Raw genomic sequence first — 26,374 nt, 5'->3', positions numbered from 1 at the left:
TTTCTGAAGTAACGCCCTATGCCTATCCATACGATATCAAGTTTTTCTCGAAGCATCGTCTTCAAGGTGCTCATCGTTTTGATAGTTTCCATGACGCTCGTGGTCACGGGGAGTATCTTCATATTCACCTCGAAACAGACGAACCTGATGCTTGAGTGGAGTTTCAACAACAATGAATCGATGCTCACGCAGATAGGATACATGGCTTCTAGCGAAATGAAGCAGTTCGGTGACCGCCTTACCCTTCTTTCCAAGACGTCTGAAATACAAAGCCTCGACCCGACCATGGCTGCAAGCTACCTCAAAAGCTACAGTGTTTCATCCCTGTTCATTTCGGGCGAAACTATCACCTTATATGACAGAGAAAATGCTTTCGTTTGCGACAATTCCATGGTGGGCATTCCGTCGGAAAGTCCTTACCCCATTGATTTCTCTCGCATTACGCCGCATCGTCCCTACACCACCCCCTGGTTTAGAGACGCAAAGGACGCCCCGCCCAAGCGACTATTCGGTATTACCATTACCAACAAGTCCAGCTCCAGCGGTTTCTTGCTTGCCAATTTTTCGCTCCGTCGACTCTGGACAATGTTCCCGAACTATAAAATCGGCAAGAACGGATTCCTGGTGGCCATTAACGGCCAAGGTGAGATTCTTTACCACCCCGACTTAAAGCGCTGGCTTACCGATTCCCACAAGATTTCGGAGTTGGGTCTCAAGGATATCGATCCTCGCAACTACGACATCAAAAAGGCTCAGTTCCAACAGCTTTACGACAACGAAAAGTACCTGGTCAACTATTACTTCGATTCCAACACGGACTTCGGCATTTTCGCCTTCCAGCCCAAGAGAGAAATTGACGACCTCATTTATTCGGCAACGCAGGCAAGCATCGCTATCCTCATTATCGCCATCCTGATTATCCTGATTATCGCAGCATGGATGTTCTACATGCTAGGTCTCCCGCTGAACCGCATAACCAGGCATATTAGCCAGATTACCGAAGGTAACCTCGATATTCAGGAAATCCACATTGGCAACCGTAAAGACGAACTGGGTCAGTTGGGTAATGCATTCAACACCATGCACGATACCATTAAACGCCAGATTAGAGAACTGAACGCCCATAGGGAAATCTTGGAACAGGAAGTCAAGGAAAGAACCAAGGACTTGGAACAGGCCAACAAGAAGCTGGAAATTATTTCTAAGACCGATGAACTGACAGGACTTCCGAACCGCCGCGAAATGAACGAAACTATCGCAAACGAAATGGGACGTTCCGCCCGCACAAAGAAACCCTTCTGTTTCGTCTTTATCGATATCGACCATTTCAAAAACATCAACGACACCTACGGCCATGCCTGCGGCGACATTATCTTGAAGTCGGTAGCCCAGACCATTCGCGGGCTATTGCGCAAGTACGATGTATTCGCCCGTTACGGCGGTGAAGAATTCTTGACCCTTTTGCCCGAGACCGACCTTGAAGGTGCGGCTGTTGTCGCCGAAAGGTTCCGCAGGCAAATCGAGAAGATGACCGTCCGCTATGCGGACTTCACCATCAAGATTTCCATTACACTGGGTGTGGCCAAGTTCGACGAACGCCTGGGCGCAGACCGAAGCATTCAAATGGCAGACAAGGCTCTATACCAAGGTAAGGAAGGCGGCAGAAACCGCGTCATCGTCTGGAGACCCGAATGGGTGACCGAAGCCGACTACGAGGCTGCAGCCATTGAGCTCGCCGCCCTGAAAAAGAACGCCGACAAGCCTAAGGAAGAAAAATTCCAGGTGAGCCTCGACTACATCGAAGACCACCCGCTGAAGCAGGTCGCAGAAGCGGCAAAAGCTGCCGAAGCGGAACAGGAAGAAAATCGCGAAGAAGAAGAGCGAAGCTAAGATTCTTCAGAGCAAACGCTTAGAAATAAAAAACACCGCCTTAAAAGCGGTGTTTTTTATCGGGATGACTGAATTCGAATCAGCGACCTCTTGAACCCCATTCAAGCGCTCTACCAGGCTGAGCTACATCCCGTTGGTTCATTGGTGGGTCAAAATTAGATAAAAGTAGGCTTTTTTGCAAGGCTAACGCCCCAAAAAAGCCATTTTTTTACTTCCAAAAACCGACAATCAGCACGTCAGGGGTTGCCTTCGGGTACTTTTTGCTCTTGAAAGAAACGATCTTTCGGATACTCTGCTGTTTGAGTTCCCACCCTTCGCGGGTAAGCCCCTTGGTAGAGATGGTAATTTTAAGACCAGGAACCTTGCCCCCTTCCTTGATCTGATCCAGCTTGTCCACATTCAGCATCACCGGCTTGGCAGACATGGCAAACTGCTTGGCAGATTCAGAAGCGAGAGTCAAGTCAGGCCGTTCCTTCTTGTCGGTCCCCCATACATAGAACGTCCATTCGCGCTTTTCGCCCTTGGCGTAGTAACCTGCGTCAAAGAGCTTTTCGCTGAAGAAGAACGGGACCTTCACGATGCCGTCCATGTTGGCAAGATAAGGTTTGCCGGTGGTATCCACAAGTACCACAACCGGTTTGATTTGGCCTTCCATTTCGGCAGAATTAAAGTCAAACTCAATCTTGACCGTTCCCTTGGCAGGGATCTTGTTCGGGTACTTGAAGTTCGACATGCCATTGCCCTGGCCGAACACGCTTTCAAGAACGATTTCTTTATCCGTCAGATTGGCTCCCTGCAAAACGATATGCTTGGTATCGCCCTGGTTCAAGACGCCAATGGGGTAATTCTCGGGAACAAAGCGGATAGCCTCGTCGGCAAAAACTGCCGTAGAAAGAGCAAAAGCCGCAGCCAAAACAGAGGGAATAATTTTAAAAGTCATGGTGTGAATATAGCAAAAATACTAGCCAGAGATTCGGGACAGCAATTGGCACATTTCCCCATAGCTTTCCACCGTATTTTCGGGCTTAAGCGGGAGCAAATTGTGGGGTTTTCCAAAGCCGCAAAGGAGCGTAACGCAATCGACACCGGCGTTACGGGCCGCCAGAATATCCGGCTGATCATCGCCCACCATTACCGCCTCTTCGCGGGAAACACCCGCCATTTCAAGAATCTTGAGCAGGCCCGCGGGGCTCGGTTTGCGTTCGGGCGTGGTATCGCCGCAAAGGATAAATTCAAAACGATCGCGAAGTCCGAAATGGTCCAGGATTTTTTCGCTGGGGCGAAGGGGCTTGTTCGTCAGCATGGCCACCCGCGCCGAACTATTGCGCAGGAACTCAACGACACCCGGGTTCGGGAGCGTACCTTCTGTGCAATGTTCCCAATAAAAGTCCGAATAGACCTTGTGAACCATTTCCACAGTCACACCTGTGCGGGCGATGTTTTCTGAGAGAGCGGCCTCCCCCATGCTCCGCTCAATCAGTTTCATGGAGCCATTCCCGATAAAGGTCCGCACGCGCTGCTCGTCATGTTCCGGGAGGCCAAAATGGCGCAACGCAAAATTCACTGCCACAGCGAGGTCGCCGAGCGTATTGAACAAGGTTCCATCCAAGTCAAAAACGATAAGGGATTTCTTGCGGAGCATAGCGCGCCCAAATGTAGAAATTTAGCGGATAATTTCCATCTCGACAAAAAATCTATAAAAGCAGAGTGTCGAGACTCCCAGAATGAACACCAGCACTATCACAAACTGCACCGGATGTTCATGAAAATCATAATCCGCCTTGCCGTAAGAAAACCTTCCACGGATGATGGCACTGATAAACAGGGCGAGGAACAGGAGGGCAAGCAATAGGGACATGCGTCAAATATAGCAATTTATAAGCCGGCCTATTGACATATCATAATTATGATATTATATTATCATGATAAAAGGAGTCCGCTATGCCAACCATTCGACCGATTTCCGATTTACGCAACAACTTTACAAGTGTGGCTGAAACCGTTCACAAATATGATGAACCCATGTACCTAACAAAAAATGGTGTTGGAGACATGGTCGTGATGTCCATCGAATGCTATGAAAAACAGATGGCGCAGCTGGAACTATACTCAAAACTCGCCGAAGCCATTTCTGAAGTCGAACGTGGTGCAGAATGTGCCGATGCGGAGAAATTCTTGAAGGACCTGATGAATGGCTAAAAAATACGAAGTCATCATCACACCTTCTGCACAGAAAGACTTGAACGAAATCAAGTCTTATTTTACGAAAGTCCTTAAGACATCATCAAATTCAATCTTTGAGAAGTTTCTCGAACAGGTTAAGATTTTAAAAGCCCACCCGTTTACATACAGTGTTCATCAGGATTCTCTTCTAAAACTTATCGGCTACAGAGTCATTCCTATTGACAATTATCTGATGTTCTATGTCGTCAAGGGTAACGTGGTTCAAATCCATCGCGTTCTTTACGCCAAGCGAAATTATATGCTGCTGTTGGGTTTTGAAAAATAGCGTGCAAAATTGGAGCAGAGCAGGCTGAGTTGTGGCTAGAGCGAGGGGGGCTCTTCCCCCACAATTAAGATTTTACTAAATTTGTCCGCATGAAAAAATACCACTTGGCCACATACGGCTGCCAGATGAACGAATACGACTCGGCGATGATTGCCCAGGAACTCGACATGTGCGGTTGCGTCGAAACGAGCAACCAGGAAGATGCCGACTTTGTCATCGTGAATACCTGCAGCGTGCGCGAAAAGGCCGAGGAAACCGCCATCGCGAACATCAGCAAGCTCAAATACCTGAACAAGAAGAACCCTGACGTGAAAGTCGTCGTATGCGGTTGCATGGCGAAAAACCGCGGGCCGGAGCTGCTCAAGCGCCTGCCGAACGTGAGCTACGTCGTGGGCCCGGACCAGTACAAGAAAATTCCGGAACTGTTGCTCGGCGACGCCCAGAGCCCTTTGCACCAGACGCACCACAAGATGTTCATCGACGAGGACCTGAGCGAAAACTATCTCGGTGAATACGCGAAACTCCAGAACGATTTCAGCACGTTCGTTGCCATCCAGCGCGGTTGCAACAAGCGCTGCAGCTACTGCATTGTGCCCTACCTGCGCGGACCCGAAAAGTACCGCGACATGGAAGACGTACTCGCCGAAGTCCGCAAGGCGGCCGACAAGGGCATTACTGAAGTAACGCTCCTTGGCCAGACGGTAAACGCCTACAAGACGGAAGGCGGGAATTTTGCAGACCTTCTCACGAAGGTTTCCGAAATCGGCGGCATCCGCCGCATCCGTTTCACGAGCCCGCACCCGAGACACTACACGAACGAGCTCATCGACGTGTTGCTAAACAACCCGAAGGTTTGCCACTACGCGCACATCCCCATCCAGAGCGGCTCCGACGCCATGCTCAAGAAGATGCGCCGCCAGCACAACATGGAGCAGTACCACTCGATTATCGAGCAGCTGCGCAGCAAGGACCCGTTCTACGGAATCTCCACCGACGTGATCTGCGGATTCGTGGGCGAAACGGAAGAAGATTTCGAGCAAACTCTCAAGGCATTTGAAACCTGCCAGTTTGATTCTGCGTTCATGTTCATCTACAGCCCTCGCAAGGGTACGGAATCTTACAAGGAAGCCGAAACTCTTACCGAACAGGAAAAGAACGAGCGCCACACCCGCCTCGTGGAACTGCAAAACGCCATTACCCTCAAGCGAAACCAGATGATGCTCGGCCGCACCGAGGAACTGTTGGTGGAAAAGAACTCCGCGCGCGACGAGACGGAACTACGCGGCCGCACCGACAACTTCAAGAAGGTCGTGTTCAAGCCCGAAGATGGCCAGATCGTGAAGCCCGGCGACTACGTGAAGGTGAAACTCGATGAAATTAGAGGATGGACTATTCGAGGAAAGTTGGTTTAGGTAGAGTTATGAACACAAAAAAAGCACTTGCTGTTTTGGCATCATTTTTTGTAGCTAGCACATTCGCACAGACGATGGCGGATGCGCAAAAGGCTTATGTAGCCGGCAACTGGAAAGAAGCCGCCGACGCCTACGAGGCCGCCTGCCCTAAAGAACCCGATTCTACTCGTGCAGAATGCTACTTGTGGAATATTCTCGCCCTTTCGCAAACCGGAAACGCCCAGTCCTTTAAAACCGCCGGCAAACGGCTGGACAGCCTGATCCGCACCACCAATCCGCAAAAAGCGATTTATGCGGACCTGATGATGACCAGCGCCCAGTTCAAGCTTTACCTGGGCAAGTACGACAAGGCGGCCGAAGATTTGATTCAAGCCATCGAAACTTCGCACCCCCACCAGACAATCGTCCTCCAAAAAGTGTGCCAAGCCGTAAAGGCAAAGGTTAAATCGGAGGACCTTAACGACCGCTGTAACCTGTTGAGCAACCCGGACTCCCTGAAGGCCGTTCAGGCCGTAAAGTCCACTCCTGCCGCGCAGCCAGCCAAGGTCGCCGCCCCCGCCCCGCAGCCAGCCAAGGTCGCCGCCCCCGCCCCGCAGCCTGCGGCACCCGAACCGGCACCAGTAGTCGAACAGCCCAAGGAACAGTCTAAAGCTGCCCCAGCGCCTGCTCCCGCCCCGGTCGCTACTACTACAGCACCGGCCGCAACCGCCCCAGCAGCAACCACTGCGGAATACTGGACCTTACAGCTGGGCGCCTTCGGGACCAAAACCAACGCCGACCTGCTAGTCACAAACCTCAAAAAACAGAAGATTTCCTGCACGATTATCGAGCAGCCCCGGGGTGAAAGGATTCTTTACCTTGTTCAAACTGGCCGTTTTGAAACAAAAGATCAAGCCGTTGATTTTGCCGCAAACAAGCTTGCACCCCTAAAAATTGAATACCAGCCCCTTTTGAAAAGGTAATTTTTCAACAAAAAACGCTTTTTTCGAGGATTCCCCCTGCAAAAAAAGCGAAATTGTTCTATATTTGAACAAACCCCGAGCCGGGGTGGTGAAATTGGTAGACGCGCCGGACTCAAAATCCGGTACTCGCGAGAGTGTGAGGGTTCGATTCCCTCCCCCGGCACTATTTTTGAAGGAAGAAATTGATGGCGAATTGGTGCAAGATTCTCACAACGGTGCTTTTGTGCGGCTCCATTGCGTTCGCACAGTTTGACGATGAATCTTCCGAAGATTCCTATTCTTACGGGGCATCCGAAGAAACAGATGACGCCTTTGCTGACAACAGCAGCGAAGAAGCCGAAACGAAAGTTGGCGAAGCAACCGCTTCTGCAGACGAATGGCAGGGCTTCAACTACGAAGAAATGGGACTTACCCAGTGGGAATTCCAGCAGGCCAAGCAAGAAGGCATTACCAGAGCCAAGCTGACCAGCCTCGTAGAAATGGGCGTTCGTCCCTCTGAATATTTACAGAAACCTTGGGAAAAGCTCGGCGTATCCGAACAAGACTGGCTCGCCCAGCGTTCTGGCGGACTTGAAGACGCCGATATCGACCGTTCTTACCGCAACCATTCTGGCGACCAAGGTTACGCATACCTTTCTTTGCTTGTTCCCTCGCTGTATCAGTGGCACAAGCAGGAATCCATGAAAGCCATCTGGATTGACGCCTTGTGGGGCGTGAGCGTCGGTGCAACGGTTTACCTTGCAGTCGATGGAAATTCCGCCTGGTGGTATGGTCTGATTTTTGTGGCTGGCGCTCACATTTGGTCCTTTGCTGACGCATTCTTTAGCACCCAGTGGGACAGCAATCCGGATGCAAACCGCTTCAGCTACGGCATTCTCCCGACCCCGGAAAAGGGTGTTGCGGGATTCTTCAATGTCAAGTTCTAAGCGCATCATGCAGCTGGAATTACTCAAAAGCAAAATTCATCGCGCAACCGTTACCGACGCAAACCTCAATTACGAGGGGTCGATTACTATTGCTCGCGACTTGATGGATGCAGCAAACATCCTCCCCTTCGAAAAGGTGGGCGTCCTTGACGTGAACAACGGCAACCGCCTTGACACCTACGTGATTGAAGGCCCCGCCGGCTCTGGCGTTATCTGCCTGAACGGTGCAGCAGCCCGCTTGGTTCAGCCGGGCGACCTGGTGATTATTGTTGCTTATGCAACCATGAGCGAAGACGAAGCCAAGACGTGGAAGCCAACCGTAATCCACGTAAACGCCAAGAACGAAATCGTTTAAACCTTCGGTCATAATTTTTATTCATTCTGTCGAAAAATTTGAGATCTGTCGTTCTTAGACAGATCTTTTGTTATATATTTAGAACAAACAAAATGGAGGATTAATTTATGCAAACAAGCATTCTTTTAACGATTATTTTTGTCGCGGTATCTTTTCTAGGCATCATCTTCGTGATGTCGTATATCAAGGCTGCACCTGACGAAGCTGTTATCGTTTCGGGGCTTCGGAAACTTCCGAAAGTCATCATCGGACGCGCAGGCCTTAGAATTCCCTTCTTTGAACGCGCCGACCACCTTTCTTTGCAGCTGATCCAGATTGACGTAAAGACAGGAAGCCCGGTCCCGACAAAGGATTACATCAACGTTTCTGTCGATGCCGTCGTGACAGCCAAAATTTCGGACAATCCCGAGCGACTCAAGTCTTCAGCACAGAACTTCTTGAACAAGAAGCCTGAAGATATTCGCGCCATGATTGTAGACATCTTGGAAGGTAACATGCGCGAAATTGTAGGCCGCATGCAGCTGGTGAACCTTGTGGGCGACCGCAAGCAGGTTTCTGAACTTGTGCTCGAAAATGCCATTCCCGACCTTGAAAAGTTGGGTATCGTAGTTCAAACCTTCAACATCCAGAATTTTGAAGACGCCAATGGCGTGATTGAAAACCTGGGCGTGGACAAGACCTCTGCCATCCGCAAGGCAGCAGCCATTTCTAAGGCCAACGCCGAAAGGGATATCAGTGTAGCCCAGTCCCAGGCCAAGAAGGATGCCAACGACGCCGCCGTGGCTGCCGAACTGGAAATTGCCCAGAAGCAGAACGACCTCGCCGTGAAAAAGGCCAACCTGCAGAAGATTTCTGATACCGAAAAGGCTATTGCCGACGCCGCTTACGAAATCCAGAAGCAGACCCAGCAGAAGGCCATTAACGTGGCCCAGGCCGAAGCCGAAGTCGCCAAGCAGGAAAAGGAAATTGAAATTCGCGAACGCATGGTGATGGTGACCGAAAAGGAACTGAAGGCTCAAATCGAAAAGAAAGCCGAAGCCGAACGTCAGGCACAGATCCAGCGTTCTGAAGCGGAACTTTTCCAGCAACAGAAGGACGCCGAAGCAGACCGTTACAAGGAAGAACAGCGCGCCAAGGCTATTAAGCAGATAGCCGATGCAGAAAAGGAAAAGGCCTTCGCCGAAGCTGAAGCCACCAAGGCGAAAGCCATGGCCGAAGCAGAAGCAACAAAGGCAAAGGGTCTCGCCGAAGCAGAAGCCATCAAGGCTCAAGGTCTTGCCGAAGCTGAAGCCCTGAACAAGAAGGCCGAAGCCATGAAGCTCTACGGTGACGCCGCCCGCCAGGAAATGCAGCTGAAGACCATCGAAAGATATTTCGAACAGATGCCGCAAATTGCCGCTGCCATCGCAAAGCCCATGGAAAAGATCGGAAACATCACCATGTACGGCGAAGGCAACACGGCAAAGCTCACGGGCGACATTACCAAGACGCTGACCCAAGTCACCAACGGACTCACGGATTCCCTCGGTATTGACTTGCGCACCGTTCTCGGCTCCATGTTCGGGGCAAAGCTTGCTGGCGTCACCAAGCCCGACAACACGCAGGAAAACAGCAAAAATTAGACTGAATTCGACCCGCCGAAATTCACTATAAATTGTCCATCTTTTATGGGACTGGAAGAGGTAATCTTCCAGTCCCATTTTCTATATTCATGGCATGCGGTTATTGTTGCTGACAATCCTGCTTGCTGTATTTGCCTTTGCGGAAAACCCCGTAAAGGTTGACTCAGCTATTGTCACCACCGCTAAAAAAGATACGATTGTGGATACCGTCTACGTGGTTCCCGACGATGGAATTCCATGGAACCGCGAGCATTTCGACCCCGATCGTTTAGTACGTCATGAGACTTTTGACCCGGCATTAAAAGTGGCCTACACCTACTCCGTCAGCTTTATCGGAGGCTCCTTCGGAACTTTCGCCCAGCAGAGTTACATGGCTCACCTCGCCTACGAATTTACGCCGGAACTTCATTTATACGCAAACGTTGGACTTTGGATGCCGCTGTATTCCAACTTCCGTTTCGGAACACCCATCGCAAAAGAAGATGTACGACAGGGTAATGTCGATGTCGTTCTTCCGGACATTGCGCTGGAATACAAGCCCAACGACAACATGAGCTTTAGACTGATGTTCATAAACGAGAATGACGCCTTCAAAGCTTACGGCCCGAGCCGCTACCTGTATGGCGGATGCCCCTGGCGTACCCCGTATTATTGCAGATAGCGGAATGCCATAGCCGCGCCAAAGAGTCTTGCCCTATGCGCAATGACAAACACGGCACATTTTTTCTAAATTTTAACTGAAAAATGTCCTTGATGTACACCAAAACATTTCACCTTTCTTTTGCCGTGACGGCCTTGATGGCAGCATTGCTTTTTGCCGGTTGCGAAGAAGAAAAGAAACCCCAGGTCGTAAAGGTCAAGCGAACCTACAAGGGAGATGTGGAAGTACTGAACAGCTGTGGAATGCAGGGGGCCGCCGCCAAGATGCGCTCTTACCTGCGTGAAAACGGTTTTGACATCGTGAGTTCCAGAAACGACAGATTGCAGAACTACGACGAAACGGTACTTGTGCTTAGAAACCCCGAATGGGAAGGCGCCAAAGCCCTGGCGCAAGCCCTCAAGACCGACAATGTGCTGGTAGTGCACAGCAGCCGCGCCGTAGTCGACGCAGCCGTGTATATCGGAAAAGACTTTGAACATATCATAGAACCCGAACAGGGAGAAACAGATGACAACGAATAATCAAGAACTTCCCCAGTCCGTCCAAATCGGCGCAAGCATTCTGTTTGAACTTCGCGCCCAGAACGTGCAGCTCATCGACCTGCGCGGCATCAAGGATGTCACCGATTACTTCCTGGTGGCAACCTGCGAAAGCGAAGCCCAGATGCAGGCCATTCTCAACGAACTGCGCAAGGAATTCAAGGCCAACAAGCTCCCCTCCGTTGGCGTGGAATACAAGGAAGGGGTCCGCTGGGCCGTATTCGATGCAGGTCTCGACCTGATGGTGCACCTGTTCGAAGAAGAAAAGCGTAACGAGATTTCCCTTGACCGTCTGTACGCCGACGGCAAGATTGTGGACCTCGATGAAAATGACTTTGTAAAGACTAACGACAAGAAGGCCGACGACAATGAACTCGTTTGAGCAAGAAATCGCAGAAGCGCTCGCCGCTACCGGTTCCTTCGAAAAGGATGCCGCCCTCAAGCTTATCTCTGTGCCGCCTGACACCACCCACGGCAACTTTACCATTCCTTGCTTCTCTCTAGCAAAGGTGATGCGTAAGGCTCCGAAGATGATTGCCGAAGAGCTCGCCGCCCAGGTGAAGCTCCCCGCCGGACTTTCGAAGGTGGAAGCTGTTAACGGTTACCTGAACTTCTTTATAGACCGCGGATTCCTCGCCAAGTCTACTCTCGAAGAAATCGCTGCCAAGGGTCTGGAATACGGCCACGCAGCTCCGAACGGCAAGGTCGTTTGCATTGACTTTAGCTCCCCGAACATTGGTAAGGAACTCGCCTTCCACCACCTGCGTTCGACGATGATTGGAAACTCCCTTTCCCGCATCTACAAGGCCGCCGGCTACAAGGTGGAACGCATCAACCACCTGGGCGACTGGGGTACCGCTTTCGGCAAGCTCATCGTGATGTACCTGCGCGAAAACCGCCCCACGGACGACGCTACGCTTGATAGCCTGACCGTGAAGGAACTGAACATTCTTTACGCCGCCTTCTCCAAGGCCAGCAAAGAAGAACCCGGTCTGGAAGACGAAGCACGCGCCGCATTCACCAAGCTCGAACAGGGCGACGAATTCTACCGCAAGCTTTGGACAGCCTTCCGTGCAGCAACACTCAAAGAACTTATGCGCATCTACGACATGATGGGCGTGGGCTTTGACCACTACACCGGCGAATCTTTCTTCGAAGACAAGATTCCGGCCATTCTCGACGAGCTCCGCGAAAAGAACCTGATGGTCAAGAGCCAGGACTTGGACGTGGTGATGCTCGACGAATTCGACCTGAACCCCTGCCTGATTCGCAAGAGCGACGGTTCTACCTTGTACGCAACCCGCGACTTGGCTGCCGCCTGCTACCGCAAGAAGGAATACGACTTTGACAAGTGCCTCTACGTGGTGGACCTCGGACAGGCCCTGCACTTCAAGCAGGTGTTCCATGTACTCAAGAAGATGGGTCGCGAATGGTACAAGGACATGTACCACATTCCGTTCGGCGTGATTTTGCAGCTGGTGGACGGCAAGTGGGAAAAGGGCAAGACCCGTACAGGTACCGCAAGCCTCCTCCGCGACGTGATCGAAGCCGCCCAGAAGAAAATTCTCGAATTCATCGACCAGAAGAATCCGGGTCTCGAAAACAAGGAACTCATCGCTCGCCAGATCGGTATTTCTGCCCTTACCTTCAACGACTTGAAGAACAGCCGCTTGAAGGATGTGCGCTTTGACTGGGATGCCGTCATGAGCTTCGAAGGCGATACGGGTCCGTATGTGCAGAACGCCCACGTGCGTCTTTGCAGCATTATGCGCAAGGCCGGCTACACCGTGAACATTGCCGATGTGAACATGGCCGAACTTGGCGACGATGCCGCCTACAGCCTCATCAACATCCTCGCGAAGAAGGGCAAGAAGATCCTGGATGCCGTTGCCGCTGACGAACCCAGCGTACTTGCACAGTATGCCTTGGAAATCGCCGAAGCCGCACACAAGTTCATCCACGAAGACCGCGTGCTCGGTTCTGCCGAAGAAAAGTCCCGTCTGTTCCTGGTTCAGGCAACGCAGATCGTGCTCGAAAACGTGCTCGACTTGCTCGGCCTCTTCCCCATCCGCCAGATGTAATCAAAGCGGTCGGGGCATCGAACCCGATGCTACAAGATATAAGAAAGGCTCCCGAAGGGGAGCCTTTCTTTTGTTCAAGAACTGCTTGAAATGTGAATTCCGGACGCTTTGCGTCCAGAATGACTAGTTACCGTTGATGCAGCGGACAGAGTAAGCGTTAGTCTTGCTCGGCACCAGCTGGCGAACCATCTGGTCACTCATACGCCCCATGGCCCAAATCCAGATGGTTTCGTTACGGCCGTTCTGTGCAGACCAGAAGCCGGCGTATTCACCCATGTCTTCGTAGCGGACAATGGACTTGCCCACCATCTTGCGGTAGCCCGAAGAGAAGATGGAGAAACCGTATTCGTCGGTACCGCCACCGCCCTGCCAACCGGTAGTAGCCTTCATCTTGTTGGCGAACTTTTCGCACTTGTCCACACCGTCGTAGCAGTGGGTCAGGCCAACAAGCAGGTCCATCCATTCGCGGTCACGCGGCAAGTGCCAGCCTTCGGGGCATGCCTTGCGGGCGCCTTCCAGGTCATAGAGACGGCCACCACGAGCGCAATAGGAATCCTTGTCTTCGTAGCACCAGGAGTGACCTTCCACATTATAGTTCACGTTCTGGGCGAACCATTCGCGGCCTTCCACCTTGATGGTACGGTACACCTGACCGTCGCGGGGGTCCTTGACCATACCCGACACGTCACGGAGAGAAGAACGGTGTTCCTGTTCAGCGCGGCGGTATTCCACCACCTTTTCACGCTTGTACTTTTCGCGACCTTCCAAGGTGTTTGCCCAAGCTTCCTGAGCCTTCGGATTCGTGAACTTGATTCTCAGATCGCCAACGGCAAAAAGTTCATCGCCACAAGCCAGGTCTACACCAGCAATGTTGATAACCAACTGTTCGCCACCAAAATCGCGGGGAGTATTAAAGAACGAAATCCAGGCTTCCATGGTTTCGTTGCACTTTTCATAGAAATGTTCCTTTTCGATCTTGTCGGCAGGAACAGTCATGTTTCCAGCCACAGAGAATGCGAACAGGCTATCGGCAACCTTGAAAGAGACCGGCTGCACTTCTTTATAGTGAGTGTACTTGCCGAAGCGGATTTTGCCTTCGATCTTGGCGGCGGAGTAATCACCCTGCCCCTCGGCGTTATAAATTGCGTCCCACGTCTTCTGAGGAACGGCAACAGCCTGAACAACCGCCATACCGAATACAACGGCAATCATAGACTTGAAAGAGGTTTTAAGACTCATTTTTCCTTCTCGTATAAAGTTTTCGGTCTAAAGTTAGAATATTTTAGCTTTTCGGAAAGCGGGCAAAGACTTTATGCCTGCGATTTTATAATTTTGGGCTATGGCTATTACTCGTTATATTTTGCAGATCCATTGCCCCGACCAAAAGGGCCTTATTGCCGGAACTACCCAGGTGCTCGCCAAGGCGGGCGCCAACATTGTTGATTTACAGCAACACACGGCAAAAGATATCGAAACTTTCTTTCTACGTGCCGTTTTTGAAGCGGAATCCGAAAATATCGAAGAAGTCCGCAAGCATTTAGAAACTCTGGAAGGACACCTCCACTTAAACTGGAAACTGTTCGACACCACCAAAATTGAACGTGTAGCCATCTTCGTCTCGAAGACGGACCACTGCCTTTATGACCTTTTGCTCAAAAGACGCGATGGAGACCTCCCCTGCGAGTTCAGTTGCATTGTGGGCAACCACCCCGACCTGGGCCCCGTAGGTGGAACTTTCGGCGTACCTTTCTACTACGTGCCGTCGAACCCGGACAAGAGCATTCCCGAGAACCGTTTCCGCGAAATCATCGCCGAAACCAACACCGATACAGTGGTTCTCGCCCGTTACATGCAGATTTTGAGCGAAGCCTTTACCGAAGAGTTCAAATACCGCATTATCAATATCCACCACGGCTTCTTGCCGGCCTTCAAGGGCGCCAAGCCCTACCACCAGGCATGGCACAAGGGTGTCAAGATCATCGGCGCCACCGCTCACTTTGCCACCGAAGACCTGGACCAGGGCCCCATTATTTGCCAGGATATCCAGCGAGTGCCTGAAACCGCAAGCATCGACGAGCTGGTGGAACTGGGCAAGGACATCGAAAAGCGCACCCTGTCGGCAGCCCTCAAGCTTTGGCTGGAACACCGCGTGTTCGTGTACGCCGGAAGAACATTTATTCTATAGGAGACGATATGTCCGAAGAACTGAACAATCAGAACAACGTGGAACCTGAGGTCGAAGCCCCGGTAATCGCAGAGCCCGTAACAGAAGCCCCCGTCGAAACCCCGGTGGCCCCGGAAGAACCTGTCGCAGAACCGGAACCTCAAACCGCCACGCCCCAACCGCAGGTGATTGTACAGCGCGAAAGAGGCTTTGCCCATTATGTGGGTTTTGCCCTTCTTTGCGTACTCTGCATTGCGTTCTACTTTATTCCGGGCATCGCACTTACCTTCGCCATCAGCCTCATTCCGGGAATTTCTCTCGGGGCCATCGCAGCATGGACATTCAGCGCCATTTTCAGCGTCATTGCCTGGACAATCTTCAAGCTGAAAATCAAGGGCATCAAGAAATCCTTCTATTTCTACATAGGACTTTGCGTGCTGGTGTTCATCCTCCTGACCGTCATCGAAGTTCTCACCGAAGAAACGAACGTGTTCTCGAAAATATTTGCCCTCCTTTGCGGAGCCGCATAACACCAACCATTAACTATAAACTGCGGCTATGCCGCTACTAAACCATGAATACTAAAGACCAGTTTGTTCATTTTCTTGTTGAAGCCGGCGCATTGAAGTTCGGCGATTTCGTGACCAAGAGCGGACGCAACACGCCCTACTTTATCAATACCGGAGAATTCCGTACTGGCGCCACCCTTTCGAAGTTGGCTGAATTTTATGCCGCCGCATTCATGAAGCACTTCGATGGCAAGGCCCAGAACCTTTACGGTCCGGCCTACAAGGGCATTCCCCTGTGCGCCGCAACCGCCATGAAGCTTAGCGATGTCTACGCCCAGAACCTGACCTTTACCTACAACCGTAAGGAAGTCAAGGACCACGGCGAAGGCGGCTCCCTCGTGGGTTACAAGTATGCCGAAAAGACCAACGTGGTGATTATCGAAGACGTGATTACCGCAGGCACCAGCGTGAACGAAACCATGCAGGCCCTGTCGCAGATCGAAAACGCCAATGTTGTCGGCCTGTTGATTTCCGTGGACCGCAAGGAAAAGCTGGAAAACGGCAAGTCCGCCTTGCAGACCGTGCAAGACGAATATGGCATCGAGGCCCATTCCATCGTGAATATCAACGATATCATAGCCTTCCTCGAAAGCGAAGATAACCGTAAAAAGATCAACGCTCCCGAAGGAATCCTCGAAAAGGTGTACGCCTACCGCGAAAAGTGGGGCGCAGTCTAAAAAGGTGCAATGAGACATAGCCTTTGGACAATGCTTGCTATGGCGGCGCTACTCTTCACGGGTTGCGCCGATTCTTACCATTGGTCCAACAGCCATCCGGCCTACGCTCGGGCTCCTTACGGAGAACTTGCCATTACCGGGCTCCAAAAGGCCTTTGTTCTTACGCGTACCAAGTGGTTTGCCAATCGCCTGGACTTCGGTGACAGCACGCAAATCAAGGCTACCGATTTTTGTTCCAAGGCCATGGAGCATGAATTCCGCGGCGGCTATGTAAAGCTCACCATATTGCCGGACTCTATTCTGGACAACGCTCCCGAAGAAAGCCAAAAGCTGGACAGCCGCATCTTTATGAAGGGGAAACTCCCCGAACAGGGCATCTCCCTAAAAGGTCCCGACGGAACCGTTCCCCCACAGATTCTACTGATCCACGAAGTCATTATCGGTACAGATCTGAAGCGCGAGAATTTCTTCGACTACGCTCTCATCCATAACGAAACCGAAGAACGCCGGGATGTCAAGAACATCAGCGCCGTTATTTCGTACACCCTTTGGGACAACATCAAGCAGCGCCCGCTTTTCAGCGCCGTTGACGAAATTCAGCACCCGGTAGCAAAGCTCAGCCTCAACGACCTCGAACAGCTAATGCGGCAGACCGTGCAACAGATTCGAAAGAACATGTACCAGGGGGCAGGCAAATGAAGCACCTATCCCTAATCGCATTCGTTTTCGTGCTGCTGTCTCAGGCCTTTTTCGCGGATAAGGCCAGTGCCAAGGACATTTATTTTGATTCCAAGTGGACGTTGTGGCAAAACGCAGACATCCTGATCTGGACCCCCGACAAGGAACCGGCCCTAGACCCCAAGGAATTCTGCCTGTCCCTGCGTCGTTACAACACGGGCATTGGCGAACCCAAGTGCAGACTTTTTGGCGAATGGGAACGCGACACGATCGCCATGCGCTACGCCACGTGGCTTTCGAACAATATCGAGCCCGGACTGCAGCCGCATCACCTGAAGGCACGCCACCCCGCCATGATGGCAAAATTCCAGACTCTGGAAGACAAGATTGTCCTTTACGTTGCCGACAAGGGTAACCATTTACTCTTGGCCATTTTTGACGAAAACTCCAGCGAGCCCCAGGCCGCAGGAACCGTCATAAAGACTGCGGACAAAATCGCCCAGGGCGACGAAGTCGCAAACGCATTCTTCGATCGTCACACCAAGCGCCGTTTAACGAAAGAAGAACGACTCAAAATGGAATCGGAGCCCGACGATTTATACAAGGAAACTCCGACATTCCGCTCCTGGGCAGGCATTTCAGCCGGATACGCACAGGCCCAGGTACCCCTCACCCCTTACAGCTGGTACAAGCGCCATATCCGTAGCCGTGTCGGCGATTACCGCGTCACCAAGGACTCTGTAAGCTTATGGAACTTCATGGACGATTCAACTCCGTTGTTCACCTTGTACGCAGGCGGAATCTGGTTTGGTTTTATAGGCGGTGAAATATTCTACCGCTATTCCAACCATGCTGTCAAAACAGATGACCGCGACTCCATTTACGAAGAATTGGACCATTGGAATTTTGCGCAACATGAAATCGGTCTGAACGTCATGTTTGCAAGAACCTACGAGCCCTTTAAGTGGATGGACTTGCACCTTTTCGCATTTCTGGGATTCCAATACAGTTTCTACTCCGAAGACATCGAACTTAAGGATTCCAAGAAAAATCCCTCCAGGGAATACGAAACCCGCTTTAAAACCGAAGACCCCTACAAGGGAGCCCTCTTCGGATTCGGCACGCAATGCGTATTCTTGCACCACTATGGTTTAAGCGTGCGCACGGGCATTTCTAGCCGCGGTAAAGACGTTTACGTGGAGCCCTCTCCCGACGCTGCCGCCGAGCCCACTACCATAGGCGCCACCACCGTCGACTGGTTTATAAGTGTTGGCCTCGAATACCACTGGACTCCGTTTAGATAAAAAACATTTAAAATAAGGCATGTAGCCCCATGGGCCACATGCCTTAAATTCAGATGAGCGGATTCCTTTACTGGACTTCGAGGAGGTTGTAGCCAATGAGCACACGGCCACCGTCATTACGATACCTATGAATCTCGATTGTCAGGTCGGACTGGCTGTTTGTCGTAAATTCAACCAGTTCGAACGGGTTCGGACCCGAGGTAGAGTAATCAAGCAAGTTGCCATTCTGATAAACACGAAGGTCAATATCCTGCGGAAGCTTACCATTTTCGCGGACATAAGTACCGCTAGACAGCCAAGAAATAGCAATACGATAGCGTTTATTCTTCTTGATGTTGCTTTCGGTAAAGCGAATATCGCCATTATTGTCAAAGAAGTCTTCGTTATTGCCATTCCAGAAACGAGAACGGTTGTTTTCAAACATTGCTCGACCTTCCGGAACGCCCATTGCATACTTTCCTTCGTTATCGGAATCATGGGACGAAGCATTCGTAATGGGCTTGATACTAGAGGTAATCAAGAGGGCCTTAACCACTTCCGGATGCCACTTGTAGAACGGGAACTTCTGCAGCAGCAAGGCTACAGAAGCAGCCGTATACGGAGTTGCAGAACTGGTCTGAGTGAAATAGGATTCCAGGATTCTCTGGTTCATGATAACCAAAGACTTTTCGCTGGGAACCAGGATGTCAGCAAAGTTTGCAATTTCCGGTTTTACATAGGAGCTTCCCGTGTAAGAAGCATCATTCTTCTTCGAGAAACGCGGGTTTCTCCAGCTGGACGTCTGATGGTAAGTCATATCGTTATGAACTGCACCCACAGAAATGGCGTTAACAGCCATGCCAAGCCCAGTAGCCTGAGAGCCGTTGCTCAAGCCGTCATTACCGATACTAGCAAATTCGATAGTTCTGGTATCATAGATGTAGTCATCCATATACATACTTTCGTCTGAATATTTCGGCAATGCCTGTCCATAGCTATTGCTACCGATAAAGACCTGCGGATTTTTCCAGTAGCTAGCGGATTCAAGAACAAGATTATTTGTGTAATTGTTGCAATTTGTGGAGAATGCATACAGCATCGCACCAGGAGCAACCTTATTCAAGACTCTTGCAACCTTTGATGTATGGATCACACCATTGGCATAATGATTATTACTACAGTCACCCATCACCTGCAAGTGACCATTAGAAATGACGTTTTCTTGCGGAGCATCAATATCGGTAAATTGAATACCAATTTTCTGTCCATCGTATCCCGACCAGGCGCCATACTGATTCAAATTGGAATTGCTCAATACGCTCGAATAATTCCAGAAATTGATATCTTCTCGCGTAACAAAGTGAGATCCCGACTGGTTGTAGTAGGAATAGGTTTCAAGATTCACGGTACAAGAAGACTGTCCCGAGCATTCGTCCGTTGTTGCAAACGTGGCAAACTGGTAATTCGAGCCCGTCGGATAATTCCCAGGATTAGCCTGGGCATACTGCAATCGCGGAACATCAGCGTCTTCAATCTGCTTAATCTGGTTCTTGTACTGAGTTTCAGACACGGTATTTCCGTTGAGCTTATACAGCTTTTCAAAATTACCCGAGCTATTCTTTTTGTATTCAAACACACCGCTTGTAGTAATCATCGGCGGGTTGACATAGTGAGTCAGAGCCAAAGCCTTCTGTTGCTGCGGGCCGGCTGTCTTTACAACGGCCTTTTGTTCAGCCGTTTTCTTGACATCCTTCAAGTATGCTTTCGGTACTTTATGCGTAGAGGAAACATGACGGCCGAGAACGTCGGTTTTGGCCGTAGAGGTTCCATCGGCAGCTTGTGCGCCCAAGGCAATCGCACAGCAAAGGAACATTGTTGAACACTTTTTATTCATTTGATTCTCCTATTTTTAGGCAACCTTTAGACTTGAAACGTTCGTTATTCAAATCAAGGCATCGATAAATTTATGTATAAAAGATTAGTTTATCAAGATTATTTGAAATAAATTATAAAAATATTTTTTATTAGTTTATACAAAGTATTCGCCTGTAAAACAAACCACATACTTATGCAACACAGGTCATTTTTCACCAAAAAACGGGTAGAGAATTTCAAGCTTTTTGAGTTGTCCTACAATTGCAATCTGCAACACAAAAAACAAGATTACATGCAACCCGCCACAAGCCATTTGCAGATCCAAACAGACATAAATAATCCTTACGCGCTCCCTTGGAGTGCATTTGACGCGTCTCGGCCATGGCAAAGCAACTTATTGTTTTGCCATGGCACTCACCTTTTACTAAATTTGCTCGCACTATGAGCGAAGAAGTAAAAGAAGAAAAGAAAGAAGAAAAAGTCAATCCGTTCCTGACTCCTGTAAAAATCATCGAACCTGAACACAAGCTCCCTGACTATACTTTTGACATGCTGCCCGAAGAGCAGAAGGCCATCCTGACTCAGCATGGCTGGACCGACCTGATGCCTGTACAGCGTAAGACCATGCCATACATGTTGGCCGCCCGCGATATGTTGGTGCAGTCCAAGACCGGTTCGGGAAAGACCGGCGCCTACGTGCTCCCCCTTTTGCAGGTCATCGTCCGTGACCACCTATTCCCCCAGGCACTCATCTTGGTACCGACCCGCGAACTTTGCCTGCAGGTACAAGATGAAATCGAGAAACTCTCTGCCGGAACAGGCATTCGCTCGGTGGCTATTTTCGGCGGCGTAAGCTATGAACCGCAGCTCAAGGCTCTCCGTGCCGGCGTACACATCATTGTCGCCACACCGGGCCGTCTGATGGACCATGTGCAGCGCGGCAATGTAGACTTCCTGGACATCCGCGACTTGATCCTGGACGAAGCCGACGAAATGCTTTCCATGGGCTTCTACCCCGACATGCAGAAGATTCGCAAGTACCTGCCCAAGGCAATCGCCTGCACCATGTTCAGCGCAACCATTCCGCAGACAGTAAAGAGCCTCGCCCGAGAATTCCAGCGCCCCAGCGCCGAATTCCTTTCCCTCAGTTATGACAAGGTAATCGCCAACAACTTGGAACACCGCTGGTATTCTTGCGACGTAATGGACAAAGATTCCATGACCATCAAGGTGCTGGAATACTACAATCCCGAAAGCTGCATGATTTTCTGCAACAAGAAGAGCGACGTGAGCTACCTGGAACAGGTGCTTTCTGGCTACGGCTTCAACGTGGGCGCCCTGAGTGGCGATGTCGCCCAGAACATGCGCGAAAAGACCTTGAACGCTTTCCGCGACAAGAAGCTCCGCATTCTCATTTGTACTGACGTGGCAGCCCGCGGTATTGACGTGGACCACGTGACTCATGTAATTGTGTACGATCACCCCGATGACCACGAAGTGTATGTGCACCGTAGCGGACGTACCGCCCGCGCGGGGCGCAGCGGCCTGTGCATTTCGCTCATCACCCCGGTGGAAGAAATCGACATGAAGCAGACTGCCGCCGATTTCGGCATCAACTTCATCAAGATGGAAACCCCGACCAACGAAGAAATCGCAAAGAAGGTAAGCGAACGCGTACGCGCCAAGCTGGAACAGGAAAAGAACCATTTCGGTGGCCAGAAGGCTCGCGAACGCATTAGCCGCGTAATCCCTCTTGTAAAAGAACTCGCTAACGGCACCGAAGAAGACCAGATGCTTCTCGCCTATCTCGTTGACCGTTACGCATGGAAGAAGGCATAAATTATGGCCAAGATTAAAATCAAATCCGCTAAGGAAATCGAACTGATTCGCGACGCAGGCGCCCTCGCCGCAGAAACACTCATTCGCGCTGGCGAAATGTGCAAACCGGGCGTATCCACTCTGGAAATCGACGAATTCATCGGCGACTATACCCGCAAGCACAAGGGTATTTCCGCCTGCATGGGCTACCACGGTTACCCCCGTTACGCCTGCATCAGCATTAACGAAGTCGTTTGTCACGGCATTCCCAGTGCAAATACCATCCTGAAAGACGGCGATATCGTTAACATCGACATCACCACGATTCTTTCGGGCTACCATGGCGACACATCTGCCATGTTCTGCGTGGGCCGCGTGAGCAACCTGGCCCAGGAACTGGTGGACACCGCCAAGTTCTGTATGGAAGAAGGCATCCGCGTTGCCGGTGAAGACGGCGCCCGCTACTACGACATCGGAAACATCATTCAGGATGTGGCCGAAGAACACGACTTTAGCGTGGTAGAGGACTACTGCGGTCACGGCATCGGTCGTGGATTCCACGAAGAACCGACCCTGTACCACTTCCGCAACAACGTCCTGAAGCAGTTTATCGAAGTCGGCCACGTGTTCACCATCGAACCCATGATCAACGTGGGTCGTCCGGGCACCAAGACCCTCTCCGACGGCTGGACTGCCGTAACCCGCGACGGCTCTTTGAGCGCCCAGTGGGAACACACCGTGGCCCGCACCAAGAACGGCATCGAAATTCTCACCCTGCCGCGCTAAGGAACGCATGTCGCTGTTAGGCAATTTACGCAACAAGGCGGTAGAAGCCTTTGTCAAGAATCACGAACTGGTCAAGCGCTTCGGCGATGTCCAGTCGGTTTCTATCGATTCGGACAACGGCACCGCCGACGTAAGCGTTCTATTGCACGGCGAAATTTTCCCCATCAAGTTCCGCGGATACTATTATTTTGACGATACCGACACAGGTACCGATATCGTGATCCGCAAAATTACTTGCGAGCGCCAGTGGATTGACCAGGCGCTTTCGTACTGGCTCGAAGGCAAGACGCTCCGCTATAATCTGCCGGGCCTTGCCGGCGGCCTCGCTAAGATTATATTCTAATGTGAAGTGTGAAATGTTGAATAAATCATCACACACTACACATTCGTCATTTCACATTGTATTCCGCATTTAAAAATGTATATTAGTCTCATAAGGAGTTTCTTATGAGCGATTGCAATGACGAAAAAATGGAAAAAATCAAGGAAAAGCTGAGTTCCCTGCTTTTCGAACTGATTACCGACATTCCGGAGTCCCTGCACGCCCCAACAGGAGATTCCGACGAGAAAATCAAGAAATTGATCCGCCAGGCCGCGGTCAAGGCCTCCCTGGTCAGCGCCACCCTTTCAGTGCCCGCCGGCGTCACGGGCGTTTTGACCTCCATCCCCGATATTGCCGCCATCTGGCGCATCCAGGCGCAGCTGGTCTCTGATATTGCCGCGACTTACGGCAAATTCGCCCAACTGAGCCGTGAAGCCATGGTCTGGTGCCTGTTCCGCCATAGCGCCGCCCAGCTGGTCCGCGACATCGCGGTAAGAACCGGCAGCCGAATCGTGGTCCAAAAGGTCTCTTTTGCCGTTCTCGAGACCCTTCTCAAGAAAATCGGCGTCAAGGTTTCCACAAAATTCCTGGGCAGGGCCGCCCTCAGAGCCATTCCCGCTATCGGAGCACTGGGAAACGGAGCCTATTCCTTCTACGACACTACCGAAGTGGGCAAGACTGCCGCCGCCTATTTTAAGGCCCTGGCCGACAATCCCGAGGAACCGGTCGTCGAGGACGCCGATATTGCATAATAAATAGCCTCCCATAAGGTTCCGAGCGAAGGGAAAAGCGGTAGTCGAAACTACCGCTCTTGTTATAAATACAATTAGCAACAAATTAATAAAAAAGGCCAATTTTGCCCCAAAAAGGGCATTTTTTCTCATTTTTCCCCTAAAACCCCTTTTCCAGGAGGTGGGACTTGAACGATCCCCCCATTTTTTCTATCTTTGGGCGCAACTCAAACAAACATCAACTCCATTTGTGGAAAAAACATGAAAAACATCACAACTCACAGAAATATTGGTATTTCTGCTCACATCGACTCCGGTAAGACTACCCTTACCGAACGTATCCTCTACTTCACAAAGCGTATCCACGCTATCCACGAAGTTCGTGGTAAAGACGGCGTCGGTGCCACGATGGACTCCATGGAACTTGAACGCGAACGCGGCATCACGATTCAGTCTGCTGCTACGTTTGCAAACTGGACCCACACCAAGTCTGGCGAAGCCGACTCTATCAACATCATCGATACCCCGGGGCACGTGGACTTCACTATCGAAGTGGAACGTTCTCTCCGCGTGCTTGACGGCGCTATCCTCGTTCTTACCGGCGTGGAAGGCGTGCAGTCCCAGTCTATTACCGTTGACCGCCAGATGAAGCGCTACCATGTGCCGCGCGTCGTGTTCGTGAACAAGTGCGACCGCTCCGGTGCAAACCCGCTCCGCGTGGCTGTCATGCTCAAGGAAAAGCTCAACCACAAGCCCTGCGTCATGCAGATTCCTATCGGTCTCGAAGACCAACTGAAGGGCGTGGTCGACCTCGTCGAAATGAAGGCCTACTACTTCGAAGGCGCTAACGGCGACGACATGATCGAAAAGGAAATCCCGGCCGAACTCGTTGACCAGGCTAACGAATACCGTGAAAAGCTGATCGACTGCTGCGCAGACTACTGCGACGAAATCATGGAAAAGGCTATGGAAGGCCAGTATGGCGTCGACGAAATCGACAAGAACCTCATCAAGGCCACCATCCGCAAGGCTACCATCAGCCTCGAAGTGACCCCAGTGTTCATGGGTTCTGCTCATAAGAACGTTGGCGTTCAGAAGCTCCTCGACGGCGTTATCGACTACCTCCCGAACCCGACCGAAGTTGAAAACAAGGCTCTCGACCTCGACAACAACGAAGCCGAAGTTGTCCTGAAATCCGAAGACAACCAGCCGCTCGTTTGCTACGCATTCAAGCTCGTGAACGACCGCTATGGCCAGTTGACCTACATCCGTATTTACCAGGGTACCCTCAAGAAGGGCGACATGATCACCAACATGGCCACCGGCAAGAAGGTGTCCGTGGGCCGTCTCGTGCGTATGCACGCTGACGAAATGGTGGATATCACCGAAGCCGGTGCAGGCGACATCGTTGCTCTGTTCGGTATCGACTGCGCCTCCGGTACGACATTTACCGATGGCAAGAACCACTACAACATGACTTCTATGCACGTGCCGAATCCGGTGATCGAACTCGTGATCGAAGCCAAGAACCGCGATGACCTGGACAACATGTCCAAGGCTCTGAACCGCTTCACCAAGGAAGACCCGACGTTCCAGGTGGAAGTCGACAAGGAATCCGGCCAGACCATCATCAAGGGTATGGGCGAACTTCACCTCGACGTTTACATCGAACGTATGCGCCGCGAATACAAGTGCGACGTGACGACCGGTGCTCCGCAGGTGGCTTACCGCGAAACCATCACTCGCGCTTCCAAGTTCGACTACACTCACAAGAAGCAGACCGGTGGTTCGGGTCAGTACGCTAAGGTTGTCGGCGAAATGCGTCCGATGGCTGTCGAAGGCGACCAGGAAAAGGTTTACAACTTCGTGAACTCCGTCGTGGGTGGCCGTATTCCGAAGGAATACATCCCGTCTTGCGACAAGGGTTTCCAGAGCTGCATGGAAGCTGGTTCCTTGATCGGCTTCCCGGTTGTGGGTATCGAAATGGAAGTCCAGGATGGTGCATACCACCCGGTTGACTCTTCTGATATGGCGTTCCAGGTTGCTGCCCGTATGGCCTTCCGCGAAGCTTTCGAAAAGGCTGGCGCTCAGATCCTCGAACCGATCATGAAGGTCGAAATCCAGACTCCGACCGAATTCCAGGGTTCTGTTGTTGGTAACGTTTCTCAGCGCCGTGGTACCATCACCGGTACGAGCGAAGAACTCGGCATGACCACCATCACCGCCGAAGTCCCGCTGTCCGAAATGTTCGGCTACGCTACTGACCTGCGTTCCATGACCCAGGGTAAGGCTGAATTCACCATGGAATTCTGCAAGTACCTCCCGGTTCCGAAGAACATCCAGGAAGAACTCATCAAGAAGTACGGCGACAAGGCCAAGGCTCGCGCCTAATGAGACCGCTCGGCTTTATCGCAGATTAAAAATGTGATATCGCCTCGCTCTCACAACCGCCCCCGGTTAACACCCGGGGGCTTTGTTGTTCACGGAGACCACTCGTACAACTTCCTAGAAGTT

The 26,374-nt window shown here is 51.3% G+C and carries 27 protein-coding genes and 2 tRNA genes; 23 read left to right on the top strand and 6 right to left on the bottom strand.

Translation table 11 applies throughout. The features are described 5' to 3' along the window. Positions 1-18: 18 nt before the first annotated feature. On the top strand, positions 19-1,890 hold the full coding sequence (locus ACJMNB_RS03845; protein WP_405339169.1) for a diguanylate cyclase: 1,872 nt from the start codon (positions 19-21) through the stop codon (positions 1,888-1,890). Positions 1,891-1,949: 59 nt separating this feature from the next. On the opposite strand, the gene ACJMNB_RS03840 is transcribed toward ACJMNB_RS03845, so the two are convergent. The 4 genes from ACJMNB_RS03840 to ACJMNB_RS03825 all read right to left on the bottom strand — a co-directional run bounded on the left by ACJMNB_RS03840 (position 1,950) and on the right by ACJMNB_RS03825 (position 3,748). Then, a tRNA-Pro gene (locus tag ACJMNB_RS03840) sits at positions 1,950-2,023 on the bottom strand. 75 nt (positions 2,024-2,098) lie between these two features. Beyond that, positions 2,099-2,830, bottom strand: a complete 732-nt coding sequence (locus tag ACJMNB_RS03835; RefSeq protein ID WP_405339167.1) for a hypothetical protein — start codon at positions 2,828-2,830, stop codon at positions 2,099-2,101. A 21-nt stretch (positions 2,831-2,851) separates the two neighbouring features. After that, positions 2,852-3,532, bottom strand: coding sequence for an HAD family hydrolase (locus tag ACJMNB_RS03830; RefSeq protein WP_405339165.1), 681 nt, complete (start codon positions 3,530-3,532; stop codon positions 2,852-2,854). A 21-nt stretch (positions 3,533-3,553) separates the two neighbouring features. Further along, on the bottom strand, positions 3,554-3,748 hold the full coding sequence (locus ACJMNB_RS03825; RefSeq protein ID WP_405339163.1) for a hypothetical protein: 195 nt from the start codon (positions 3,746-3,748) through the stop codon (positions 3,554-3,556). A gap of 83 nt (positions 3,749-3,831) precedes the next feature. Between ACJMNB_RS03825 and ACJMNB_RS03820 the strand changes: the two genes are divergently transcribed. The 12 genes from ACJMNB_RS03820 to argS all read left to right on the top strand — a co-directional run bounded on the left by ACJMNB_RS03820 (position 3,832) and on the right by argS (position 12,957). After that, positions 3,832-4,089 (top strand): type II toxin-antitoxin system Phd/YefM family antitoxin, encoded by a 258-nt coding sequence (locus ACJMNB_RS03820; protein ID WP_173563074.1) that lies wholly within the window; start codon positions 3,832-3,834, stop codon positions 4,087-4,089. Further along, complete coding sequence (locus ACJMNB_RS03815) at positions 4,082-4,399, top strand: type II toxin-antitoxin system RelE/ParE family toxin (protein WP_405339161.1); 318 nt, start codon at positions 4,082-4,084, stop codon at positions 4,397-4,399. The genes ACJMNB_RS03820 and ACJMNB_RS03815 overlap by 8 nt, the downstream gene beginning before the upstream one ends. 89 nt (positions 4,400-4,488) lie before the next feature. Next, complete coding sequence (miaB, locus tag ACJMNB_RS03810; protein ID WP_405339159.1) at positions 4,489-5,811, top strand: tRNA (N6-isopentenyl adenosine(37)-C2)-methylthiotransferase MiaB; 1,323 nt, start codon at positions 4,489-4,491, stop codon at positions 5,809-5,811. 74 nt (positions 5,812-5,885) lie between these two features. Then, positions 5,886-6,773 carry an SPOR domain-containing protein gene (locus ACJMNB_RS03805; RefSeq protein WP_405339157.1) on the top strand — a complete coding sequence of 296 codons (888 nt, stop codon included), beginning with the start codon at positions 5,886-5,888 and terminating at the stop codon, positions 6,771-6,773. A 79-nt stretch (positions 6,774-6,852) separates the two neighbouring features. Continuing rightward, positions 6,853-6,936: transfer RNA gene (locus tag ACJMNB_RS03800), tRNA-Leu, on the top strand. 22 nt (positions 6,937-6,958) lie between these two features. Next, positions 6,959-7,699, top strand: coding sequence for a hypothetical protein (locus ACJMNB_RS03795; protein WP_405339155.1), 741 nt, complete (start codon positions 6,959-6,961; stop codon positions 7,697-7,699). Positions 7,700-7,706: 7 nt separating this feature from the next. Continuing rightward, complete coding sequence (panD, locus tag ACJMNB_RS03790) at positions 7,707-8,054, top strand: aspartate 1-decarboxylase (protein WP_072800535.1); 348 nt, start codon at positions 7,707-7,709, stop codon at positions 8,052-8,054. A gap of 107 nt (positions 8,055-8,161) precedes the next feature. Further along, the gene (locus ACJMNB_RS03785; protein ID WP_405339153.1) at positions 8,162-9,676 is read left to right on the top strand and encodes a flotillin family protein; all 1,515 of its coding nucleotides are present in this window, start codon (positions 8,162-8,164) and stop codon (positions 9,674-9,676) included. 94 nt (positions 9,677-9,770) lie between these two features. After that, positions 9,771-10,337 carry a hypothetical protein gene (locus tag ACJMNB_RS03780; protein WP_405339151.1) on the top strand — a complete coding sequence of 189 codons (567 nt, stop codon included), beginning with the start codon at positions 9,771-9,773 and terminating at the stop codon, positions 10,335-10,337. Positions 10,338-10,420: 83 nt separating this feature from the next. Further along, positions 10,421-10,858 (top strand): LytR C-terminal domain-containing protein, encoded by a 438-nt coding sequence (locus ACJMNB_RS03775; protein ID WP_405339149.1) that lies wholly within the window; start codon positions 10,421-10,423, stop codon positions 10,856-10,858. Then, entirely contained in the window at positions 10,845-11,258 is a 414-nt protein-coding gene (gene rsfS / locus ACJMNB_RS03770; protein WP_405339147.1) for a ribosome silencing factor, read from the top strand. The genes ACJMNB_RS03775 and rsfS overlap by 14 nt, the downstream gene beginning before the upstream one ends. Continuing rightward, on the top strand, positions 11,245-12,957 hold the full coding sequence (gene argS, locus ACJMNB_RS03765) for an arginine--tRNA ligase (protein ID WP_405339145.1): 1,713 nt from the start codon (positions 11,245-11,247) through the stop codon (positions 12,955-12,957). The genes rsfS and argS overlap by 14 nt, the downstream gene beginning before the upstream one ends. Before the next feature lie 123 nt (positions 12,958-13,080). Here the strand turns inward: argS and ACJMNB_RS03760 are convergent, their stop codons facing one another. Then, positions 13,081-14,196 (bottom strand): fibrobacter succinogenes major paralogous domain-containing protein, encoded by a 1,116-nt coding sequence (locus ACJMNB_RS03760; RefSeq protein ID WP_405339143.1) that lies wholly within the window; start codon positions 14,194-14,196, stop codon positions 13,081-13,083. 100 nt (positions 14,197-14,296) lie between these two features. Here ACJMNB_RS03760 and purU point away from each other — a divergent pair, with 100 nt between their 5' ends. The 5 genes from purU to ACJMNB_RS03735 are packed head-to-tail and all read left to right on the top strand — an operon-like array spanning position 14,297 to position 18,349. Next, the gene (gene purU / locus ACJMNB_RS03755) at positions 14,297-15,142 is read left to right on the top strand and encodes a formyltetrahydrofolate deformylase (RefSeq protein WP_073056040.1); all 846 of its coding nucleotides are present in this window, start codon (positions 14,297-14,299) and stop codon (positions 15,140-15,142) included. Positions 15,143-15,150: 8 nt separating this feature from the next. Further along, entirely contained in the window at positions 15,151-15,651 is a 501-nt protein-coding gene (locus ACJMNB_RS03750) for a hypothetical protein (protein WP_405339140.1), read from the top strand. A gap of 44 nt (positions 15,652-15,695) precedes the next feature. Further along, positions 15,696-16,367 carry an orotate phosphoribosyltransferase gene (gene pyrE, locus ACJMNB_RS03745; protein WP_405339138.1) on the top strand — a complete coding sequence of 224 codons (672 nt, stop codon included), beginning with the start codon at positions 15,696-15,698 and terminating at the stop codon, positions 16,365-16,367. A 9-nt stretch (positions 16,368-16,376) separates the two neighbouring features. Beyond that, entirely contained in the window at positions 16,377-17,066 is a 690-nt protein-coding gene (locus ACJMNB_RS03740; protein ID WP_405339136.1) for a hypothetical protein, read from the top strand. After that, on the top strand, positions 17,063-18,349 hold the full coding sequence (locus ACJMNB_RS03735; protein WP_405339134.1) for a hypothetical protein: 1,287 nt from the start codon (positions 17,063-17,065) through the stop codon (positions 18,347-18,349). The genes ACJMNB_RS03740 and ACJMNB_RS03735 overlap by 4 nt, the downstream gene beginning before the upstream one ends. 67 nt (positions 18,350-18,416) lie before the next feature. On the opposite strand, the gene ACJMNB_RS03730 is transcribed toward ACJMNB_RS03735, so the two are convergent. Next, the gene (locus ACJMNB_RS03730; protein WP_405339132.1) at positions 18,417-20,222 is read right to left on the bottom strand and encodes a S8 family serine peptidase; all 1,806 of its coding nucleotides are present in this window, start codon (positions 20,220-20,222) and stop codon (positions 18,417-18,419) included. Between the two features lie 422 nt (positions 20,223-20,644). On the opposite strand from ACJMNB_RS03730, the gene ACJMNB_RS03725 reads away from it, so the two are divergent. The 5 genes from ACJMNB_RS03725 (at position 20,645) to fusA (ending at position 26,251) form a co-directional block, all read left to right on the top strand. Further along, entirely contained in the window at positions 20,645-22,042 is a 1,398-nt protein-coding gene (locus ACJMNB_RS03725; RefSeq protein ID WP_405339130.1) for a DEAD/DEAH box helicase, read from the top strand. 3 nt (positions 22,043-22,045) lie between these two features. After that, positions 22,046-22,807, top strand: a complete 762-nt coding sequence (gene map, locus ACJMNB_RS03720; protein ID WP_405339128.1) for a type I methionyl aminopeptidase — start codon at positions 22,046-22,048, stop codon at positions 22,805-22,807. A gap of 7 nt (positions 22,808-22,814) precedes the next feature. After that, complete coding sequence (locus ACJMNB_RS03715; protein WP_173567639.1) at positions 22,815-23,150, top strand: hypothetical protein; 336 nt, start codon at positions 22,815-22,817, stop codon at positions 23,148-23,150. A 104-nt stretch (positions 23,151-23,254) separates the two neighbouring features. Next, positions 23,255-23,881, top strand: a complete 627-nt coding sequence (locus ACJMNB_RS03710; protein ID WP_405339126.1) for an EcsC family protein — start codon at positions 23,255-23,257, stop codon at positions 23,879-23,881. A gap of 240 nt (positions 23,882-24,121) precedes the next feature. Next, positions 24,122-26,251 (top strand): elongation factor G, encoded by a 2,130-nt coding sequence (gene fusA / locus ACJMNB_RS03705; protein ID WP_405339124.1) that lies wholly within the window; start codon positions 24,122-24,124, stop codon positions 26,249-26,251. The last annotated feature ends 123 nt before the right edge of the window (positions 26,252-26,374 follow it).

It is taken from the genome of Fibrobacter sp. (genome assembly GCF_045131395.1).
GTDB lineage: Bacteria > Fibrobacterota > Fibrobacteria > Fibrobacterales > Fibrobacteraceae > Fibrobacter.
Note: the sequence above shows the minus strand (reverse complement) of the source record. Positions and strands in the feature narration are given on the sequence as shown.